Annotated in this window: 22 protein-coding genes; 12 read left to right on the top strand and 10 right to left on the bottom strand. The window is 56.0% G+C overall.

The features are described 5' to 3' along the window. Window positions 1-37: 37 nt before the first annotated feature. Window positions 38-313 (bottom strand): YcgL domain-containing protein, encoded by a 276-nt coding sequence (locus V3W49_RS02975; protein ID WP_500143594.1) that lies wholly within the window; start codon window positions 311-313, stop codon window positions 38-40. A gap of 125 nt (window positions 314-438) precedes the next feature. On the opposite strand from V3W49_RS02975, the gene minC reads away from it, so the two are divergent. Genes minC through minE form a run of 3 tightly spaced genes read left to right on the top strand, consistent with a single transcriptional unit; the run spans window position 439 to window position 2,246 of the window. Further along, window positions 439-1,134, top strand: a complete 696-nt coding sequence (minC, locus tag V3W49_RS02970; protein ID WP_500143593.1) for a septum site-determining protein MinC — start codon at window positions 439-441, stop codon at window positions 1,132-1,134. A gap of 26 nt (window positions 1,135-1,160) precedes the next feature. Beyond that, entirely contained in the window at window positions 1,161-1,973 is an 813-nt protein-coding gene (gene minD / locus V3W49_RS02965) for a septum site-determining protein MinD (RefSeq protein ID WP_500143592.1), read from the top strand. A gap of 3 nt (window positions 1,974-1,976) precedes the next feature. Then, a complete protein-coding gene (minE, locus tag V3W49_RS02960; RefSeq protein ID WP_500143591.1) occupies window positions 1,977-2,246 on the top strand; it encodes a cell division topological specificity factor MinE in 270 nt (89 codons plus the stop codon). Window positions 2,247-2,403: 157 nt separating this feature from the next. Here the strand turns inward: minE and rnd are convergent, their stop codons facing one another. The 5 genes from rnd to yoaA form a co-directional block, all read right to left on the bottom strand. Then, a complete protein-coding gene (gene rnd, locus V3W49_RS02955; protein ID WP_500143589.1) occupies window positions 2,404-3,525 on the bottom strand; it encodes a ribonuclease D in 1,122 nt (373 codons plus the stop codon). A 72-nt stretch (window positions 3,526-3,597) separates the two neighbouring features. Further along, complete coding sequence (gene fadD / locus V3W49_RS02950) at window positions 3,598-5,283, bottom strand: long-chain-fatty-acid--CoA ligase FadD (RefSeq protein WP_500143587.1); 1,686 nt, start codon at window positions 5,281-5,283, stop codon at window positions 3,598-3,600. A gap of 201 nt (window positions 5,284-5,484) precedes the next feature. After that, a complete protein-coding gene (locus V3W49_RS02945; protein ID WP_500143586.1) occupies window positions 5,485-6,063 on the bottom strand; it encodes a Slp/YeaY family lipoprotein in 579 nt (192 codons plus the stop codon). Window positions 6,064-6,119: 56 nt separating this feature from the next. After that, window positions 6,120-6,815 (bottom strand): tRNA (adenosine(37)-N6)-threonylcarbamoyltransferase complex dimerization subunit type 1 TsaB, encoded by a 696-nt coding sequence (gene tsaB / locus V3W49_RS02940; protein ID WP_500143584.1) that lies wholly within the window; start codon window positions 6,813-6,815, stop codon window positions 6,120-6,122. A 58-nt stretch (window positions 6,816-6,873) separates the two neighbouring features. Then, a complete protein-coding gene (yoaA, locus tag V3W49_RS02935; protein WP_500143583.1) occupies window positions 6,874-8,784 on the bottom strand; it encodes a DNA repair helicase YoaA in 1,911 nt (636 codons plus the stop codon). 266 nt (window positions 8,785-9,050) lie between these two features. Between yoaA and V3W49_RS02930 the strand changes: the two genes are divergently transcribed. Both V3W49_RS02930 and V3W49_RS02925 read left to right on the top strand, forming a co-directional pair. Beyond that, on the top strand, window positions 9,051-9,398 hold the full coding sequence (locus tag V3W49_RS02930) for a RidA family protein (RefSeq protein WP_500143582.1): 348 nt from the start codon (window positions 9,051-9,053) through the stop codon (window positions 9,396-9,398). Window positions 9,399-9,520: 122 nt separating this feature from the next. Next, window positions 9,521-9,892 carry a hypothetical protein gene (locus tag V3W49_RS02925; protein WP_500143581.1) on the top strand — a complete coding sequence of 124 codons (372 nt, stop codon included), beginning with the start codon at window positions 9,521-9,523 and terminating at the stop codon, window positions 9,890-9,892. Between the two features lie 129 nt (window positions 9,893-10,021). On the opposite strand, the gene V3W49_RS02920 is transcribed toward V3W49_RS02925, so the two are convergent. After that, complete coding sequence (locus V3W49_RS02920) at window positions 10,022-10,204, bottom strand: YoaH family protein (protein WP_500143580.1); 183 nt, start codon at window positions 10,202-10,204, stop codon at window positions 10,022-10,024. Window positions 10,205-10,320: 116 nt separating this feature from the next. Between V3W49_RS02920 and pabB the strand changes: the two genes are divergently transcribed. The 3 genes from pabB to sdaA all read left to right on the top strand — a co-directional run bounded on the left by pabB (window position 10,321) and on the right by sdaA (window position 13,842). Continuing rightward, complete coding sequence (gene pabB / locus V3W49_RS02915) at window positions 10,321-11,700, top strand: aminodeoxychorismate synthase component 1 (RefSeq protein WP_500143579.1); 1,380 nt, start codon at window positions 10,321-10,323, stop codon at window positions 11,698-11,700. Continuing rightward, window positions 11,697-12,272, top strand: coding sequence for a CoA pyrophosphatase (locus tag V3W49_RS02910; RefSeq protein WP_500143578.1), 576 nt, complete (start codon window positions 11,697-11,699; stop codon window positions 12,270-12,272). Before pabB ends, V3W49_RS02910 begins: the two co-directional genes overlap by 4 nt. A gap of 205 nt (window positions 12,273-12,477) precedes the next feature. Then, window positions 12,478-13,842, top strand: coding sequence for an L-serine ammonia-lyase (gene sdaA, locus V3W49_RS02905; protein ID WP_500143577.1), 1,365 nt, complete (start codon window positions 12,478-12,480; stop codon window positions 13,840-13,842). A gap of 41 nt (window positions 13,843-13,883) precedes the next feature. On the opposite strand, the gene V3W49_RS02900 is transcribed toward sdaA, so the two are convergent. From V3W49_RS02900 to yoaE, 3 genes are all read right to left on the bottom strand, one after another. Further along, window positions 13,884-14,516, bottom strand: coding sequence for a trimeric intracellular cation channel family protein (locus tag V3W49_RS02900; protein ID WP_500143576.1), 633 nt, complete (start codon window positions 14,514-14,516; stop codon window positions 13,884-13,886). Window positions 14,517-14,543: 27 nt separating this feature from the next. Further along, the gene (locus V3W49_RS02895; protein WP_500143575.1) at window positions 14,544-15,785 is read right to left on the bottom strand and encodes an amidohydrolase; all 1,242 of its coding nucleotides are present in this window, start codon (window positions 15,783-15,785) and stop codon (window positions 14,544-14,546) included. Between the two features lie 257 nt (window positions 15,786-16,042). Next, window positions 16,043-17,602, bottom strand: coding sequence for a CNNM family cation transport protein YoaE (gene yoaE / locus V3W49_RS02890; protein ID WP_500143574.1), 1,560 nt, complete (start codon window positions 17,600-17,602; stop codon window positions 16,043-16,045). Between the two features lie 219 nt (window positions 17,603-17,821). Here yoaE and V3W49_RS02885 point away from each other — a divergent pair, with 219 nt between their 5' ends. From V3W49_RS02885 to V3W49_RS02870, 4 genes are all read left to right on the top strand, one after another. Further along, a complete protein-coding gene (locus tag V3W49_RS02885) occupies window positions 17,822-17,989 on the top strand; it encodes a hypothetical protein (protein WP_500143573.1) in 168 nt (55 codons plus the stop codon). A gap of 69 nt (window positions 17,990-18,058) precedes the next feature. Continuing rightward, entirely contained in the window at window positions 18,059-19,033 is a 975-nt protein-coding gene (gene manX, locus V3W49_RS02880; RefSeq protein WP_500143572.1) for a PTS mannose transporter subunit IIAB, read from the top strand. 70 nt (window positions 19,034-19,103) lie between these two features. Continuing rightward, window positions 19,104-19,904 (top strand): PTS mannose/fructose/sorbose transporter subunit IIC, encoded by an 801-nt coding sequence (locus tag V3W49_RS02875; protein ID WP_500143571.1) that lies wholly within the window; start codon window positions 19,104-19,106, stop codon window positions 19,902-19,904. A 12-nt stretch (window positions 19,905-19,916) separates the two neighbouring features. Further along, window positions 19,917-20,768: a PTS mannose transporter subunit IID gene (locus V3W49_RS02870; protein ID WP_500143570.1), complete on the top strand. Its 852-nt coding sequence runs from the start codon at window positions 19,917-19,919 to the stop codon at window positions 20,766-20,768. The last annotated feature ends 34 nt before the right edge of the window (window positions 20,769-20,802 follow it).

Genomic DNA, 20,802 nt, shown 5'->3' with positions numbered 1-20,802 from the left:
AAAGCGAATCGGAAAAAATATCTGTTTTCCCCTGATGTTATTTTCCCTGGTTAGTTTCCAGATGAATCTTAAGCAAACTTTCCGGCGGAGGAGGAAGCTGTAAATAATATCCCTGCTCGCTGAGGGCCTGTTTTACTTTTTCTATTTCCGCATTAGCTAATTTTTTCGAGCCATCCAGCGGCAATAGCATGGAAAACACGGGGACGCCGAACCCCTGCATCAGATCCTGCGGTACGCGGGAAAAATCGTCTTTTTTTTCGACATAAAGATAGGTCTGATCGCGTTTTGAACTTCGATAGATCGCACAAAGCATAATTTTACTCTGATTTCACCGGTTGGTTACTTGCCTGAATATAACGCTGACTATAACATGCCTGCTGTACATCGGAATATCGTCCGCAATCGTGGATTCTAAAAACTGAATTGAGTAAGGCCAGGATGTCAAACACACCCATCGAGCTAAAAGGCAGCAGTTTCACCCTCTCTGTGGTTCATTTGCATGACGCTCAACCCGGTGTGATTCTTGATGCGCTGCGGGAGAAGGTCGCCCAGGCGCCTGCATTTCTGAAACATGCCCCCATTGTGCTCAATGTGACCGACCTTGCTGGCGATACCGAATGGGAACCCATCCAGCAGGCGGTTGTGGACAGTGGCCTGCGCGTAGTAGGCGTGAGTGGCTGTAAAGACCCCGCGCTGCGCGAACGCATCGAACGTGCAGGCCTGCCACTGATGACCGAGGGTAAAGAGAAGCCGCGCGCGACCGATCCCTCCCCCGCCCCGGCGCAGCCAGTTGCAACATCCGTCACAAAAACGCGCATTATCGATACGCCGGTACGTTCCGGTCAGCGGATTTATGCGCCAAACTGTGATCTGGTAGTAACCAGTCACGTCAGCGCAGGCGCCGAGCTTATCGCTGATGGCAATATCCACATTTATGGAACCATGCGTGGCCGTGCGCTGGCAGGCGCCAGCGGCGATCGCGATGCGCAGATATTCAGCATTAGCCTTACGGCGGAGCTGGTATCCATTGCCGGGGTCTACTGGCTTAGTGAGCAGATCCCGACTGAATTTTTAGGTCAGGCGGCCCGACTTCGGCTGGCAGGCGGCGCCCTGACCGTTCAACCTTTTAATTGATAAGCCCTTTTAACAAGGAATTTCTTATGGCACGCATTATTGTAGTTACATCAGGTAAAGGGGGCGTTGGAAAAACCACCTCCAGCGCGGCCATCGCTACAGGTCTGGCACAGAAGGGAAAGAAAACCGTCGTTATTGACTTCGATATCGGCCTGCGTAACCTCGACCTGATCATGGGGTGTGAACGCCGTGTCGTATACGATTTCGTTAACGTTATCCAGGGCGATGCCACGCTTAACCAGGCGCTTATCAAAGATAAGCGTACCGAAAATCTCTATATTCTCCCGGCGTCGCAGACGCGCGATAAAGACGCACTGACCCGCGAAGGCGTGGAAAAGGTGCTCGATGAACTGAAAAAGATGGAATTTGATTTCATCGTCTGCGACTCCCCTGCCGGTATCGAAACCGGCGCGTTGATGGCGCTCTACTTCGCGGATGAAGCCATCATCACCACCAACCCGGAAGTCTCCTCTGTGCGTGACTCTGACCGCATCCTGGGGATTCTGTCATCCAAATCACGCCGCGCAGAAAACGGCGAAGACCCGATTAAAGAGCACCTGATGCTGACCCGCTATAATCCCGGTCGCGTCAATCGGGGCGATATGCTGAGCATGGAAGACGTGCTGGAAATTCTGCGCATTCCACTGCTGGGCGTGATTCCGGAAGACCAGTCGGTGCTGCGATCCTCCAACCAGGGGGAACCGGTTATTCTTGATGCTACGGCAGATGCGGGCAAGGCCTATGCCGATGCCGTGGATCGTCTGCTGGGAGAAGAACGTCCTTTCCGCTTCATAGAAGAAGAGAAGAAAGGTTTCCTGAAACGCCTGTTCGGAGGATAAGTCATGGCATTACTTGACTTTTTTCTGTCCCGAAAAAAGAATACCGCCAACATCGCCAAAGAACGTTTACAGATTATTGTTGCAGAGCGCCGTCGCGGCGATACAGAGCCTCATTACCTGCCGCAGCTTAAGCGGGATATCCTGGAGGTGATTTGCAAATATGTGCAGATCGATCCGGAAATGGTATCGGTACAGCTGGAGCAGAAAGGCGAGGATATTTCCATTCTGGAGCTCAACGTTACGCTTCCGGAAATGGAGGAATCAAAGTCCTGAGGTAAAAATATCTCCTGCGATGCCCGGGCAGCCAGGAGGTATTTTTGTTTAACCCCGACTTGCCATGGCTATCGGTAGCCTTGCCCCCTGCCGCTATCCCTGCCAACGCTTTTGCTATTCAGCCCTGCGGCAGCGCCGCCAGGGCCGATTTTGCGAGTTAACGGCTGGCAAGCAGCGCCTGAAGCTGGTCACCGAACAACTGGCCACGCCAGCCGCTGGTCAGCTCCGGCGCCAGGGTCGCTGGTTTCAATCCCCAGTGCGCATTCAATAGCTGGTTAATCTGGCGGCGCGAAGCCAGCAGCTCCGGAGTCAGCCCGTTGTCTTCCGCCACTTTCTGCACCAGCGCTTTAATCTCTTTGAAAATGCCGCGATAGCCCGGCATATCGATAAGATTGGCCAACGGTGCCGGCAGCGCCTCTTCGGGCAACGCCTTCGCCTCTTCCACCAGCCGAATCAGCGTTTTGCCGTGAAAGCGGATTTCGCTGCCGGATAGCCCCAGGCTGTCCAGCTCGCCGAGCGTACCCGGCATATGGCGCGCCACCTGCCACAAATGCTCTTCGCGCACTACGAAATTGACCGCCATATCCCGCTCCCGGGCCTTGCGCAGGCGCCAGGATGCCAGCAGGCGCAGGCAGCCCAGTTGACGGGTGCGCAGTTGCCAGGCGTTACCGATATCACGCCAGGCGTCGTCTGGCTCCTGCTGTTCGCGGCGCCTGGCCGCCATCAGACGGCACTCGTCTTGCACCGCAGCCAGCCAGCCGGTCTGGTCAATCTCATCCATCAGACGACGGGCGATCGGCAACAGATACCAGACGTCCGCCGCCGCGTAGTCAAGTTGACGCTCCGTTAGCGGACGCGCCAGCCAGTCGGTGCGCGATTCACTTTTATCCAGCGCCACGCCGCTGTATTTTTCTACCATGGTCGCGAAACCGCAAGAGAGCGGATGGCCCAGAAACGCCGCCAGCACCTGAGTGTCTATCATCGGTGTCGGCATCACGCCGAACGCATGCCAGAACACTTCCAGATCCTCGCTCCCCGCGTGCAGAAACTTGGTGACGCTTTCATCCTGCAGCAGCGCTTTCATTGGCGCCCAGTCGCTGATAGTCAGAGGATCGATAAGCGACGTCTGCTCGCCATCGAATAGCTGAATCAGCCCCAGGCGAGGCCAGTAGGTACGGGTGCGGACGAATTCGGTATCCAGCGCCGCCATAGGTACAAGGCGCGCCCGCTGGCACACCTGTGCCAGTTGCGCATCCTGAGTAATTATCTGGTAATTCAAATTTTGTTCTCTTCCGGTTTGCGTCCAAAAAAAACGCCGGCTGACCGGCGTTCGGACGACTGACCTGTGTATCTAGTCGCTATTGTTACTTGTATTGCGCTCTGCGTCACGCAGTTCGCGCCGTAAAATTTTGCCGACGTTGGATTTCGGCAGCTCATGACGAAACTCCACCAGCTTCGGTACCTTATAACCGGTCAGGTTACGGCGGCAAAAAGCGATCAGGACATCTTCCGTCAGGTCATCGCTTTTACGCACCACGAACAGTTTCACCGCTTCACCGCTGGTTTCGGAAGGCACCCCCACGGCAGCCACTTCCTGGACGGCCTCGTGCTGCATCACAACATCTTCGATCTCATTCGGATAAACGTTAAAGCCTGAAACCAGAATCATATCTTTTTTACGATCGACGATGCGCAGGAACCCCTCTTCATCCATCACGGCAATATCGCCGGTGTACAGCCAGCCATCGCGCAGGATATCGGCACTGGCTTCGGGCTGCCCCCAGTAACCAACCATCACCTGAGGGCCGCGAACGCACAGTTCGCCCGGCTCCCCGGGCGCTACCTCGTTATCTTCTTCGTCCACCAGCTTAACCTCGGTGGAGGGGATCGGCAGCCCGATACTGCCGCTGTGGTAAGTGATATCGTGCGGATTGACGCTTACCAGCGGCGAACACTCCGTCAGACCATAGCCTTCCAGCAGATAGCGCCCGGTAAGTTTTTCCCAGCGCTCCGCCACCACGTGCTGAACCGGCATACCCCCTCCGGCAGAAAGGTGCAGGTTCGAGAAGTCCAGCTTGCAAAATTCGCGGTTATTCAGCAGCGCATTAAACAGCGTATTCACCCCGGTAATGGCGGTAAAACGAAACTTCGCCATCTCCTTCACCATACCGGGAATATCGCGGGGATTAGCGATCAGCAGATTCTGACCACCCAGATCGATAAACAGCAGGCAGTTCATGGTCAGGGCGAAGATGTGGTACAGCGGCAGCGCCGTCACCACTCGTTCAGTATTGCTCATCAACAGCGAGCCGTAGGTCGCCTTAACCTGTTCCAGGTTAGCCAGCATATTGCGATGGCTCAGCATCGCCCCTTTCGCCACGCCGGTGGTACCGCCGGTATACTGAAGAAACGCTAAATCGTCGCCGTTCAGCTCTGGCTTCACGTACTGCATGCGGTATCCGCGCTGAAGCGCACTGCGAAAAGAGATAGCGTCGGGAAGATGGTATTTGGGCACCAGCCGTTTAATGTACTTCACCACAAAGTTGACCAGTGTGCCTCTGGCGGTGGAAAGCTGATCGCCCATACGGGTCAGAATCACGTGGCGAACTGGCGTTCGGGCCACCACTTTTTCCAGGGTGTGCGCGAAGTTAGAAACGATGACAATGGCGCTGGCGCCACTGTCGTTAAGCTGGTGCTCCAGCTCACGCGGCGTGTAGAGTGGATTGACATTAACCACCACCATACCGGCGCGCAAAATGCCGAACAGCGCCACCGGATACTGCAGCAGGTTGGGCATCATCAGCGCCACCCGATCCCCTTTCTTCAGCCCCAGCCCCTGCTGGAGCCACGCAGCAAAGGCACGGCTGCGCTCTTCCAGCTTGCGGAAGGTCATCACCTCCCCCATGTTTACGAAAGCGGGACGATCCGCATATTTGGTAGTGGCGTGTTCAAATAATTCCACCAGCGACAGATAGCGATCGGGGTTAATATCCGCCGGAACGTCCGCCGGATAGCGCTTAAGCCAGACCTTGTTCAAGGATTCACCTCTGAATTTATTATTCGCAGTCATCGCAACCCGATCTCACAACGCTTCGTTAACATAATATTAACTCAGCGTACCAGTTTATTTATTAGCCGGATTAAAGGTTGCGAAGCTCATCACTAAATTTTTTCATCCGTCCTGGATATAAAGAAACAGCGGCCAGGCCGCTGTTAAATATTTCGAAAAATCAAAAGATTATTCAGTCACGACGCTTTGAACCTGAGCTGGCATGGGGCTGTACCAGCCTCCCCATGGCCCATAGCGCCAGGGGCCTGGCCCCCACATCCAGGGATCGATCGGCTGCGGCGGCATTACCACCTGCTGAGTAACGCGCCAGCGTTTGAAGCCGTTAACCTGCATGGTCAGATAGCTGTAGGGCGTCTTACCGATCGTTCCCTTTTCGGTACCCGTAATCGGCCCCACCACGGTCACCAGCCGATTGCGGAAATCTACCGGATCGAGGAATTGATTAACGTCGGCATAAATGCGTCCGATCGAAGCCGCGCCCAGAACCGGCGCCGCGCTGGCGTCCAGCGGAACCGTGGCTATCTCCAGTCGGGTACTGCTCTGCAGATTCTTCACATCCACCACCCGGCCGCCGAAGCGCGCCTCCTGGCCGACGTAAAGCTGCGGCGCATTCATCACCCTGATAAGATCCTGCTGAGGCATGGGACTGGTGCCGCGAATAGCTTCCGGCACGCTAACGCATCCGCTCAGCGTCAACGCCAGCAACGGCGCCACTAACCAACGTCCTGTAGAGAATCGACCCGCCATAATAGACTCCTTTCCGCGACCGCAACGCGCGCGGTAGATAACGATAACCCGTAGGGTTAACCCCTACCGGGCAGTTTTTTCCAGGCCACTTCGTTTCGTAAGTAGACCGGCTCGGCCTGCTCGACCGGCACCGTTTTTCCCTTGCTGATACACAAATGCGCGAGCGGCAGCATGTCGCGCGCTTCCGGCAGCGTCACCTCGCCATCCTTCAGCGTCAACTGGCTGTCGGCCCCCAAGTCCGGCCAGGCCTGCCAGCCGGTACCGACGGTAGCCCATTCGCCATCGAGCTGTGCCATACGTTCGCTGACGGCTTCGGGCTTAAGCACTGCTTCACTCTCTTCGCCGTGCCAGACGCCCTGCTCGTCGCGCTGGTACTCCGCCCAGTATACCTCCCCCATACGGGCGTCGATGGCCGCCAGAACCCGGGTCGCCCCGGTACGTCGCCAGGCGCCTTCTGCCATAGTGGCCAGCGTCGAAACGCCCGCCATCGGCAGTTCCGCTCCCAGCGCCAGCCCCTGAGCAATACCGATACCGATACGCACGCCGGTAAAACTGCCAGGGCCGCGCCCGAAAGCCAGCGCATCTAATTCAGACAAAGAAATGCCGCCCTGGTTCAGGATATCGCGCACCATAGGTAAAATGCGTTGGGTGTGCTCTCGTGGGCAAAGTTCGAAGTGGTTCAGCACCTGGCCGTCCAGCCAGAGCGCAACGGAACAGGCTTCGGTGGCAGTATCAATGGCGAGGATTCGCATGGTTCAGTCAACCCCGATGGATAAAAACGGCGCGCATCATACCACAGCCTGGCGCGAATTACTGCGCCGGACTGTCTGTCAGAAAATCGACTGCCCGCGTTATATCCCGGGTGCGCGGCGCCGGCGGCAGGCTGTTCAGGAATATTTCGCCGTAGGGGCGCATCACCAGGCGGCTGTCGCAAATCACCAGTACTCCGCGATCGTCAACGTCGCGAATAAGACGCCCGACTCCCTGCTTCAGGGCAATGACCGCTTCCGGTAATTGCACTTCGTTAAAGGGATCGGCCCCGCGCAGACGACAGTCTTCCATACGCGCCTTCAACAGCGGGTCGTCCGGCGCGGTAAACGGCAGCTTATCGATGATGACCAGCGACAGCGCGTCACCGCGCACGTCCACTCCCTCCCAGAAACTGCTGGTCGCCACCAGCAGGGCGTTACCCGCTTCGATAAACTGACGCAGCAACTGCCCCTTGCCGGTTTCGCCCTGGAGCAACACCGGCAGGGTCATGGTGGCGCGAAACTCCGCGGCCAGGGAGCGCATCATGGCATGGGAGGTGCACAGCATAAAGCAGCGCCCATTATTGGCTTCGATCATCGGGCGCAGCATCCGGGCCAGACGGCGAGCCGCTCCCGGCTGACGGGCTTCGGGCAGGCCGCGCGGCACGCATAACAGCGCCTGACTGGCATAATCGAAGGGGCTCGGCAGCAGCAGCGTTCGGGCGTCGTCAATGCCAAGACGTCGGGTAAAGTGGCTGAGATCGTCATTCACCGACAGCGTCGCCGAGGTGAAAATCCAGCTCCCGGATTTCTGGGCGATCACCTCTTTAAACTTTTCCGCCACCGTCAGGGGCGTCAGCGCCAAGGTAAAATGGCGCGAGGTGCACTCATACCAGTAGCTGTAGCCGGGCTGATTCACCTCTTTCAGGCGCCGCAGCCGGGTACGGTACAGCGTGGCCCGTTCGAACGCGGCGTCAAGCAGCGCCGAGCGGCCCAGCGCCAGTTTCGCCACGTCGTAACAGAGCTCCAGCGCATCGTCGAGCAGCAGCAGCGCCCGCTGAATGGCGGCGTCCGCCAGTAGTTCACGCAGATTGCCGCGGTAGCCAGGCTCGCCAAGCTGCAGACGAAAATCCTGGGCACTCTGGGCCAGGCGATCGGCGCACTTCTGTAGCTGGCGAGTATCTTTGAGTTCAGTGCGATAGGCCATGGTGATATCCCGTGCCAGATCCAGCAGCTGACGGCTGGACAGCGACTGCCCGAAATACTGGCTGGCGATGTCGGGAATCTGATGTGCTTCGTCGAAGATCATCACCTCGGCTTCCGGGATCAGCTCTGCGAAGCCGCTCTCTTTTACCACCATATCGGCCAGGAACAGGTGGTGGTTCACCACCACCACATCGGCCTCCATGGCTTTTTTGCGCGCTTTCACCACAAAGCACTCTTTATACAGCGGGCAGTCGCTGCCAAGGCAGTTATCATTGGTGCTGGTGACCATCGGCCAGACAGGCGAGTCTTCCGCAACGCCAGAGCAGTTACTGACATCGCCGTCGTGGGTTTCGCCGGCCCAGCTACGCAGCTTAACCACCTCGCTCAACACCTGAACCGGCAGATCGCCGCCGGCCATTGCCTGCTGATCCAGGCGTTCCAGGCACAGGTAGTTGGATCGCCCCTTCAGCAGCGCCACCTGTCCTTTATAGCCCAGTGCTTTTTTAACAGTGGGCAGATCGCGGCTGTAGAGCTGATCCTGCAGCGCCTTAGAGCCGGTGGAGATAATCACCTTCCTGCCGCTGCGCAGCGCCGGGGCCAGATAGCCGTAGGTCTTCCCGGTGCCGGTACCCGCTTCCACCACCAGCGGTTCACCCTGTTCGATAGCCTGACTCACCGCCTGCGCCATCTGACGCTGCGGTTCACGCGGCTTAAAACCGGGTATCGCTTTGGCAAGCTGCCCGTCAACTGCAAAATCGTCCGTCACGCCACCTATATCCCCATGTTTCCCCTGAATAATTCAATCTGCATCGCGGCGGCAGCTTAAACACATCCCCGGCGCATAAAGAGCTATGTGACCGGGATAATCGCAGGAAGCCAACAAAAAGGCAGACTGAAGTATGACGGGTGTATAAATTGCCAGTGATTATGTCAGGGCTGCCCCATCAACGCCAGTAAAGAGGTGACGCCCGGGCGCGAATATGGCAGGCTCTGCATTTTCAACCCGATGAATACCTGAAGGAAAAGAACAAAATGACCATCAAGCGCATTGATACCGACCCGCGCATGTCCGACGCCGTTATCCATAACAACACGCTTTACTACACCGGCGTGCCGAGAAACCTGAGCGCCGGCGCCTATGAGCAGACGCTGGATACCCTGGCCCAGGTTGAAGAGATGCTGAACGCCCAGGGCAGCAGCAAAAACAAAGTGCTCGACGCCACTATTATTCTGGCTGACAAAGCCGATTTCCCTGAGATGAACCGCGCCTGGGATAGCTGGGTGAACCCTGAACACACCCCGGTACGCTGCACCATTCAGGCGGCACTGATGAAAGCCGAATATCGGGTGGAAATTAAAATCATCGCGGCGGTGGATTAAACAATTTAACCACCACGCCAGCGCCATTCCGTGTTAAAACACGTTGGTTGGTTTGTTGTTACCCGCCAGCGTGTATCAGGATTCCCTGTGAAGCGCAACAACGTGAATAAAGGGAGAATATTATGAACACAGGAAAGATTTATTTTATTTCCCGCCCTTCACCGACTCTCGGACGCCCTGCGCTTTTTAAAAGTGGCGTTTTTGGTTTATACCGAGAGAGGCATTACATAAACGCTTTACAAAAACGCTTAGCTACCGAGGGGTTAGCGTGGACGGTTGTAGCCGATGATACCGAATCAGACATTGAAAAACTGATTGAGCAAAAGGCTGATTTAATCATCTGCGCCCCCGGGTTGCGTTTGCAATTTTATACCAATGGCTTCAACAAAGACGATATTATCTATTTAAGCATGATGGATTATATGAATAATAACACCCGCATTATTATTCATAAGATAAGAGAGCGCGAAAAACCAAAAAGAGCGTTTCAGTAAAACCCTGAATGCGCTCATTAAATACAGCGCAGACCGTTTCAGCCAACGCAAAATGATACCAGTGGCCCCATCAGGCCAGGAAAACATTATCCTGGCCGTTGACCCTTAATGACGCGGTATGAAAGAGAATCACTCCTCTTCTTCATCCTCAAACCGCGCAGCCACACGGCCGCCGGTGTGAGTCGCGCGGATCTCCTGCGCCACTCTGGCGATGGCTTCGCCGCTGCTGACGCCCTCAGCCATCAACGCCTGAATGCGCTCAACGGCCTGCTGCTGCTGTTCGTGAGTCAGGGAAGGAAGACCTGTAAACATATTCGACTCCTCGTTTTGAAGGCGGCTATTATCCCACGCCCCTGCGACAGATGCCAGAAACCCCGGCTTGTGGCATGCTGTACGTCTGATGTTTTCGTTTCCGAGTGATCACCGCCATGCCACAACCGCTCACCCCATCGCCGCAGTGTCTGACGCTGCCCTGGCGCGAGGATGCCGCCTGCCACTATTTCGCACCGCTGAACGCCCTTCCCTGGGCCATGCTGCTGCATTCCGGCCATGCCGATCATCCGGATAGTCGTTTTGACATTCTAACGGCGGATCCCATAGCGACCCTGGTGACCCGCGCCCGGCAGACCGTTATTACTCACGGTGAAGATGCCCCGCAGATCAGCCTCGCCGATCCGCTGGCGCTGCTGCGCGGCGTGCTGGAACAGCAGGGACTGCGGCCTGCTCAACAGCCCGACCTGCCCTTTTCAGGCGGCGCGCTGGGGCTGTTCGGCTACGATCTGGGCCGCCGCTTTGAAAAACTTCCCGTCCTGGCGGCATCGGATATCGCCATACCGGATATGGCGACAGGGATCTATGACTGGGCGCTGATTGTCGATCATCATCGGCAGCGCGTCACGTTGGTTAGCCATAGCGATCCCGCGGCCCGTTTACGCTGGCTGGAAGCGCAGCATTATACGCCGTCCGCCCCTTTCCGGTTAACCTCTCCCTGGCAATCTAATATGAGTCGCGAGGAATACGGCCATAAGTTTCGCCAGATCCAGGCGTGGATCCGCAGCGGTGACTGCTATCAGGTCAATCTGGCCCAGAGGTTTAGCGCCGATTATCAGGGCGACGAATGGCAGGCCTTCTGCGCGCTAAATAACGATAACCGGGCGCCGTTCAGCGCCTTTATTCGCACCGAAGAAGGTGCCATTCTCAGCCTGTCGCCGGAGCGCTTTATCCACCTGGCCGAAGGGCGCATCCAGACCCGCCCAATCAAGGGTACCCTGCCGCGACTGGCGGATCCCCGCGAAGACGCTCTTCAGGCCAAACGCCTGCAGGCATCGCCCAAAGATCGGGCCGAAAATTTGATGATCGTCGACCTGCTGCGTAACGATATCGGGCGGGTAGCAGAGCCTGGCAGCGTTCGGGTGCCGGAACTGTTTGCGGTGGAACCATTCCCCGCAGTGCATCATCTGGTCAGCACCATTACCGCTGAACTACCCGCCAGCCTGCATGCCACCGACCTGTTGCGCGCCGCCTTTCCCGGCGGTTCAATCACCGGCGCGCCCAAAATCCGGGCCATGGAGATCATCGAGGCGCTGGAGCCGCAGCGCCGCAACGCCTGGTGCGGCAGCATCGGCTATCTGAGCTTTTGCGGGCGGATGGATACCAGTATCACCATCCGCACCCTGACCGCCAGCGGCGGAAAAATTTACGGCTCAGCAGGCGGTGGTATCGTGGCCGACAGCGAAGAAGAGGCGGAATATCAGGAAACTTTTGCTAAAGTTAACCGCATTCTGCGCCTGACCGGAAATATGGCATGACCTCCAGTGAACTGACGATCGATGAGTTCCTCTCCCGCTTTCAGATGCTGCGCCCCCGCCCACGCACGCCGACCCGCAACCTGCGCCAGGCGGCGGTGCTAATCCCCATCGTGCGCCGTCCGACTCCGGGGTTACTGTTAACCCAGCGCTCCCCCCGGTTGCGCAAGCACGCCGGCCAGGTCGCCTTTCCAGGCGGCGCCGTGGACGCCGACGACACTTCGCTGGTCGACGCCGCTCTACGCGAAGCCCGGGAAGAGGTCGGCATTCCCTCCCGCCACGTGGAAATCGTCGGCGTACTGCCCCCGGTAGACAGCGTCAGCGGTTTTCAGGTGACGCCGGTGGTCGGCATTATCCCACCGGATCTCCACTATCACGCCTGCGAGGACGAGGTGGCCTCGGTGTTTGAGATGCCGCTTCAGGAGGCGCTGCGACTGGGGCGCTATCACCCGCTGGATATCAAACGCCGCGATGAGGACCGCCGGGTCTGGCTCTCCTGGTATCAGCACTACATGGTATGGGGCATGACCGCAGGCATAATTCGTGAGCTGGCTCTGCAAATTGGCATCCGCTGAAGCGCTATACTTTAATTCTGACGAATCGCTATTACATAGATAATTATTCCAGATGACAGACTATTGAGAATAAGAGATTTTCACGTCCGGGATTAGTTTAATTCATGCGAATAGTCTTTCCCGACGAGGACGGGATCCCCGTACACTAGCCGCAGTTTATAGACCTTCGGAGCCATCGACGGCTCCCCTGGCCAGGAGTTTCAGCGTGATTAGCGTATTTGATATGTTCAAGGTCGGCATCGGCCCTTCAAGTTCTCACACCGTAGGCCCCATGAAGGCCGGCAAGCTGTTTGTTGATGAGCTTATCGAACAGGGGCTGCTGGACAGCGTCGACCGCGTTGCGGTTGATGTTTACGGTTCACTCGCCCTGACCGGTAAAGGACACCACACCGACATCGCCATTATTATGGGTCTGGCGGGCAATCAGCCGAATAATGTGGATATCGATGCCATTCCCGGATTTATCCGCGATGTCGAAACCCGTGGCCGCCTGCCGCTGGCTCAGGGACGTCATGAAGTGGATTTCCCGCAGGATAACGGGATGCGTTTCCACAGCGAAAACCTGCCCCTGCATGAAAACGGCCTGCGCATTCATGCCTTTAAAGGCGAGCGCGAAATCTACGCCCGTACCTGGTACTCCATCGGCGGAGGCTTTATCGTCGATGAAGAAAATTTCGGTAAGAGCGTACTTGACGAAGTGGAGGTTCCCTGGCCCTACCATTCGGCCAAAGAGCTGCTGGCCCACTGCAAAGAGAGCGGTTATTCGCTTTCCGGTCTGGTGCTTCAGAACGAGCTGGCGCTGCACAGCCGTCAGGAGATCGATGACTATTTCGCCGATGTCTGGCAGACCATGCGCGCCTGTATCGACCGCGGTCTTAGCACCGAAGGCGTGCTGCCCGGGCCGCTGCGGGTGCCGCGGCGCGCCGCGTCGCTGCGCCGGATGCTGGTTTCCAGCGACAAACTGAGCCGCGATCCGATGAACGTGGTGGACTGGGTCAATATGTTCGCGCTGGCGGTGAACGAAGAGAACGCCGCCGGCGGACGCGTGGTCACGGCTCCCACTAACGGCGCCTGCGGCATCGTGCCTGCAGTGCTCTCCTACTACGACCACTTTATCGAACCGGTCACGCCGGATATCTGGCTACGCTACTTCCTGGCGGCCGGGGCGATCGGCATTCTCTATAAAATGAACGCCTCTATCTCCGGCGCTGAAGTGGGCTGTCAGGGGGAAGTGGGCGTGGCCTGCTCTATGGCCGCCGCCGGTCTGACCGAGCTGCTGGGTGGAAGCCCGGAACAGGTGTGCGTGGCTGCAGAAATTGGTATGGAACACAATCTGGGCCTCACCTGCGATCCCGTCGCTGGTCAGGTACAGGTGCCCTGTATCGAGCGCAACGCTATCGCCTCTGTGAAGGCGATTAACTCCTCGCGTATGGCGCTGCGCCGCACCAGCGAGCCACGGGTATCGCTGGATAAGGTGATTGAAACCATGTATGAGACTGGCAAGGATATGAACGCCAAATACCGCGAAACCTCGCGCGGCGGTCTGGCGATTAAAGTTCAGTGTGACTGAACGCGCTTTCCGGAAACGGCGTGGCCTTTGGCCACGCCGTATTATTGATGATACGTGACCCGTGGCAGTTTAATTCCATAGTGCAACGACAGCAGCCTGATGAGCATACAGATAGCGATCGACAGCCAGATGCTATACTGCTGAGCCATCATTCCCGCTGCCCCACAAACCTCAATACCAGCGCCAATTAGCGCCGCACTGGCGTAGATCTCCTGACGGAATATCACCGGCGTATCTCCGGCCAGAACATCCCTCATACATCCTCCGCCCACCGCGCTGACGCAACCGAGCAGGATGGCAAGCTGTACATTGCCCGTAGCCTGAAACACTTTGTTTGCGCCAAACGAGGAAAAAAAGCCCAACCCCACGGCATCAAAAAAAAGTGAAGAACGATTAAACGACAGGATTATCGTCTGAAAAAAACAGACACAGACCACGGCCAGCATAACGGCTACCAGATATTCTCCACTGACTAATCCCGCAGGAGGCGTCGCCGAGATACAAATATCCCGGATAACCCCACCACCAATGGCTGTCACCATGGCAATAACAAATATACCAAGAATATCGAACTGCTTTTTTACGCCCAGGGTCGCTCCGCTAAGCGCAAAAACAAAGGTGCCGAGTAGATCAATACAGTGAAGGATATAATTCATCGCCTGCCATCCCAGCAAAGGCTCATATAAATACCGGAAAAGCGATTACAGCCATGAAAGAGCGGCAACCAGCATGGCTTCAATACCCGTACGCACCGTCGGATCCAGCTCTATGGTAAATTCTGATGAATGATTAGCAGGAATATCACAGACAGTCTCGGTTGCGACGGCCTTATTCCAGATATCATGCCGGGTAGAGCCAATAAACCAGAATGCGTAGGGTACATGCCACTTTCTGCCAAACTGGCTGAAATCTTCACTCGCCGTGGCAGGCGCAGTTTCATAAGCCCGATCGGCAAAATATTCTGTAAAACTTTTTTTCAGGGTCTCAGCCGTAGCAACATCGTTATCCGTCACGGGATAGGAATCGATAAAATCAATATCGGGATCCCGGGCACCTGAAGCATGACATTCGCAGCTACATATATTTTTCACCGATTTCAGCATTTTATCTCTTACTGACGATTTAAAACTACGCATATTAAGTTTAAGGATAGCCTCATCAGGAATGACGTTCTCTTTGATACCGGCCTGAATACTGCCGATGGTCAGAACCGCGCTGTCCAGCGGCGACGTTTCCCGCGAGACGATGCTCTGCAACCTGACGGCGCTGTAAGCAGCTATCATCACGGGATCGATGGTATTTTGCGGCATTGAGCCATGTCCCCCCTTGCCGTGGAACTTAACATGCAGGCTGTCCCCCGCCGTCAGGATAGCCCCATGACGGATCCCAACGCTACCCGCCTCGCCCACCATAACGTGCTGCCCCAAAATAACGTCAGGTTTCGGGAAGCTATCTTTCATATCCTCAATCATCGCCAGTGCGCCTCTGCCCACCTCTTCGCCCGGCTGGAAAACGAGCATCAGTGTCCCCGACCATATATCGCGATGCCGCATTAAGATTTCCGCAACTGCCATCATCCAGGCGACGTGAAGATCGTGGCCACACATATGGGATACTGGTGTTTTGACGCCATCAGGAGTTTCTCCGATCGCAGTACTGGCAAAAGGAAGCCCGGTTTTTTCTTCCATGGGTAACGCATCCATATCCGCACGCAACATCACCGTTTTCCCTTCACCATTTTTTAAAATAGCGACCACACCCGTTACGCCTATTTTTTCATGAACGTCATACCCCAGGCTTTGCAAATGTCGGGCAACAATCTCCGCAGTACGGAACTCTTGCATAGATAATTCGGGGTGCTGATGAAAATCTTTATACCAATCAACGGTTGAGGAAAGCAAATCTGTAATACTGACCTGAAGTTTTTCCATTCTTTCGTTCATAATGACTCCCTACATAATAACAATAAGAAACCCCCACGGTGCGATAAAAATCGCTCCGCATAATTTCCTGTTAACTGGATATTGAGTGCCAAATAACATTAGCAAACTTATCAGCTGCTATTATGTACAAATATTGCTCTACACGACTTCCTGGCGAGCGTCATTTTTAGATAGGCACAATTTGCTTAATTCAGGATTAATCCTGAGAGGGAAATAAAACAGGAACCGGTCTGAATCCGGTTCCTGAATAATTTAGCTTATTCGTCTGCTTCGTCAGGCAATGCTTCTTTTACCACCCGTACCAGATCCACCCGGTAATCGTTGGCCTCCATCACCTGAATACGCAACGGCGGCAGCACAATCTCCTCACCGACTTTCGGAATCTGGCCGTGAGCGTCAATCACCAGTCCGGCGACGGTCGCGATATCTGCATCCTCGTCCACAAGCGTCGTCACATCCAGATGCTGCTGGAGCGCATGCAAATCGGTAGTGCCCTTAACCAGCCAGCCGTCACCGTCGGCGACAATTTCCGGCGTTTCATCATCGTCCGGAAACTCGCCGGCGATAGCCTCCAGCACGTCCACCGGCGTGACCAGCCCCTGCACCACGCCGAATTCGTTAGTGACCATCACAAAGCTGCCGCGCGCGCGACGCAGAACGCTCAATAGCGCGATGGGATCAAGAGTTTCAGGCACCACAATGGCCGGCGACGAGGCCGCCCATGCTGCTACGTCGACACCGTCGTCCAGGGCCACCAGCAGCTCTTTGGCGCGCACTACGCCAATCAGTTCATCCAGTTCGCCATGGCATACCGGAAACAGGCTGTGGGGCGACGAGAGCAACTGTTGGCGTATCTCTTCCAGCGCCAGGCTGGCATCGACCCAACTGATTTCACCACGCGGCGTCATAATGCTGCGTAGCGAGCGCGAGGCCAGGGTCAGTACGCCGTTAATCATGTAGCGCTCTTCATCGGCAAAGCCCTCATCCGGAACCGGCATGACAACCGCCCCTTCCGGCTCACTCTGGCTGGCGCTGTCGCGACGATTGCCCATCAGCCGCAGAATAGCTTCGGCGGTACGGGCACGCAGCGGGCGCTGAGACTGGTTGCGAATAAAGTTACGCCGTGCGATCTGGTTAAAGGCTTCAATCACAATCGAGAAGCCGATTGCCGCGTACAGATAGCCTTTCGGAATATGAAAGCCGAATCCTTCCGCCACCAGGCTAAGACCTATCATCAGCAGGAAGCTCAGACAGAGTACGACCACCGTGGGATGCGCGTTCACAAAGCGGGTCAGCGGCTTTGAAGCCAGCAGCATAACCGCCATGGCGATGACTACCGCCGCCATCATCACCGGCAGATCGTTCACCATGCCGACGGCCGTAATCACCGCATCCAGCGAGAATACCGCATCCAGCACCACTATCTGCAATACCACCACCCAGAAGCTGGCGTAGCCCTTACCATGCTCGCCGTCATGCTGGCGGTTTTCCAGCCGTTCATGCAGCTCGGTCGTCGCCTTGAACAGCAGGAACAGCCCCCCCACCAGCATAATCAAATCGCGTCCTGAAAAGGTAAACGCCCAGATGCTGAACAACGGCTTCGTCAAAGTGACCAGCCAGGAGATCAGCGACAGCAGGCCCAGACGCATAACCAGCGCCAGAGAAAGACCGAGCAGACGCGCCTTATCACGCTGCTTCGGCGGCAGCTTATCGGCCAGGATGGCGATAAACACCAGGTTATCAATTCCCAGTACAATCTCAAGCACCACCAGCGTCAGCAGGCCAGCCCAGATTGACGGATCCATTAGCAGTTCCATGACAAGCTCCGAAAACAGGAATGATCAAAGCGTACATTGCAAATCGCGTACGCAAAAAGGCAGAGAAAAACGGAAGTCAGGCACAGGCCCAGGAAATGAAGAGATGCGCAGCAGGCGCTGCTCAATAAACAACGTCGGTGACGATCCATACGGAGGGCGGCAGCCCAAAGCTCCTTAAAAAATAGTCAGAACGACTAACATAACAGAGGGGTTAACGTTATGGCAAAGATTTACCAGACTTTGCAATACCCGGATCGACAGGAAAGAGTGACTGATTTCACAAAAGATTTTTATTACACAGCCAAAGATGATTTATCGAAGTTCATCACAAAAATTATTTTTTCACTGTCTAAAATAAATCGCGGCTTTTTAGATAAATCTCAATAACCCTTGTCTGAATCGATTCACTCTGATCAGACCATACAGAGTGGCTGGCGACACAACAGGAGGTAGCAGGTGACCATTGCTATTGTGATAGGCACACACGGCTGGGCAGCGGAACAGTTGTTAAAAACTGCCGAAATGCTGCTTGGCGAGCAGGAGAACGTAGGCTGGATCGATTTCGTCCCGGGGGAGAATGCAGAAACCCTGATCGAAAAATATCAGGCCCAACTGGAGAAACTGGATACCTCGAAAGGCGTCCTGTTCCTGGTGGATACATGGGGAGGCAGCCCCTTTAACGCAGCCAGCCGCATCGTGGTGGATAAAGAGGGCTATGAGGTCATCGCCGGGGTTAATATCCCGATGCTGGTCGAAACCCTGATGGCCCGCGACGATGACCCCAGCTTCGACGAGCTGGTCGCGCTGGCAGTGGAAACCGGCCGCGAAGGCGTGAAGGCGCTGAAGGCCAAACCGGCGCAACCGGTTCAACCCGCGGCGCCAGCCGCCGTAGCAGCTCCGCAACCGGCTGCGCCCGCTAAACCCATGGGCCCTAATGACTATATGGTTATCGGCCTGGCGCGTATCGACGACCGTCTGATTCACGGTCAGGTCGCCACTCGCTGGACCAAAGAGACCAACGTCACCCGCATTATCGTAGTCAGCGATGAAGTGGCCGCCGATCAGGTGCGCAAAACCTTGCTCACCCAGGTCGCCCCGCCAGGGGTCACCGCCCACGTGGTGGACGTCGCCAAAATGATTCGCGTCTATAACAACCCGAAATACGCCGGTCAGCGCGTGATGCTGCTATTCACTAACCCGACCGACGTCGAACGCCTGGTGGAAGGCGGCGTGAAGATCACCTCGGTGAACATCGGCGGTATGGCCTATCGCCAGGGTAAAACCCAGGTGAATAACGCGGTGTCGGTCGACGAAAAAGACATTGCGGCCTTTAAGCAGTTGAACGAGCGTGGTATTGAGCTGGAAGTCCGTAAAGTCGCCAGCGATCCCAAACTCAGGATGATGGACCTGATTAGCAAAATAGATAAATAGACGAAACCAGATGGTTTCACTGTGCTCAGCTTTTCACATTTAGTCTGACTACGTTTATAGGAGAAGTACAATGGAGATAACCACTCTTCAGATTGTGCTGGTATTTATCGTCGCCTGTATCGCGGGTATGGAATCAATCCTCGATGAATTCCAGTTTCACCGCCCGCTGATCGCCTGTACGCTGATTGGCGCCGTTCTGGGAGATATGAAAACCGGCATCATCATCGGGGGTACCCTGGAAATGATCGCCCTTGGCTGGATGAATATCGGCGCCGCCGTGGCTCCCGATGCGGCCCTGGCCTCCATCATTTCCACCATTCTGGTCATTGCCGGGCATCAAAGCATCGGCGCCGGCATCGCGCTGGCGATTCCGCTGGCTGCCGCAGGCCAGGTGCTGACCATTATCGTTCGTACTATCACAGTGGGCTTCCAGCACGCCGCAGACAGCGCAGCGGAAAAAGGTAACCTGACAGCCCTTTCCTGGATTCACGTTTCTGCGCTGGTGCTACAGGCCATGCGTATCGCCATCCCGGCCGTCATCGTTGCGGTTTCCGTCGGTACCAGCGAAGTACAGAACCTGTTGAGCGCCATTCCTGAAGTGGTCACCAACGGGCTCAACATCGCCGGTGGTATGATAGTCGTGGTGGGTTACGCCATGGTCATCAACATGATGCGTGCCGGTTACCTGATGCCCTTCTTCTATCTGGGCTTCGTCACCGCGGCCTTTACCGACTTCAACCTGGTGGCTCTGGGCGTTATCGGCGCAGTGATGGCCGTGCTCTACATCCAGCTGAGCCCGAAATATAACCGTTCTGCGGCAGCACCTGCCCAGGCGGCAACTTCTAACGATCTCGATAATGAACTGGATTAACAGGTGAGCGACATGGTTGATATGACTAAAACGACTACCGAGAAAAAACTCACTCCGGGCGATATTCGCGGCGTATTCCTGCGCTCTAACCTGTTCCAGGGTTCATGGAACTTCGAGCGTATGCAGGCGCTGGGCTTCTGTTTCTCTATGGTGCCGGTTATTCGCCGCCTGTATCCGGAAAATAACGAAGCGCGCCGTCAGGCTATTAAGCGCCACCTGGAATTCTTTAACACCCATCCCTACGTGGCTGCGCCGGTACTGGGCGTGACCCTGGCGATGGAGGAGCAGCGCGCCAACGGCGCCGAGATCGACGACGGCGCCATCAACGGCATCAAAGTGGGCCTGATGGGGCCGCTGGCCGGGGTCGGCGATCCGATCTTCTGGGGCACTGTGCGTCCGGTGTTCGCAGCACTGGGCGCCGGTATCGCCATGAGCGGTAGCCTGCTCGGCCCCCTGCTGTTCTTTATTCTGTTCAACCTGGTGCGTTTGTTAACCCGCTACTATGGCGTGGCTTACGGCTACCGTAAAGGGGTTGATATTGTGAAGGATATGGGCGGCGGCTTCCTGCAAAAGCTGACGGAGGGGGCGTCAATTCTCGGCCTCTTTGTGATGGGGGCGCTGGTGAACAAATGGACCCACGTCAACATACCACTGGTAGTTTCACGGGTCACTGACCAGACCGGTCAGGAACAGGTCACAACGGTACAGAATATCCTCGATCAGTTGATGCCTGGCCTGGTGCCGTTACTGCTCACCTTTGCCTGTATGTGGCTGCTGCGCAAGAAGGTCAACGCACTGTGGATCATTTGCGGTTTCTTCGTTATCGGTATTGTGGGCTATGCTATCGGCCTGCTGGGACTGTAATTCAGCCCTGATATCGGCATCGCCGGGGCTTGCC

It is taken from the genome of Rosenbergiella sp. YN46, assembly GCF_036620675.1.
In the GTDB taxonomy this organism is placed as follows: domain Bacteria; phylum Pseudomonadota; class Gammaproteobacteria; order Enterobacterales; family Enterobacteriaceae; genus Jejubacter.
The sequence above is the reverse complement of the archived record's forward strand: the minus strand, read 5'-3'. Positions and strand labels throughout refer to the sequence as shown.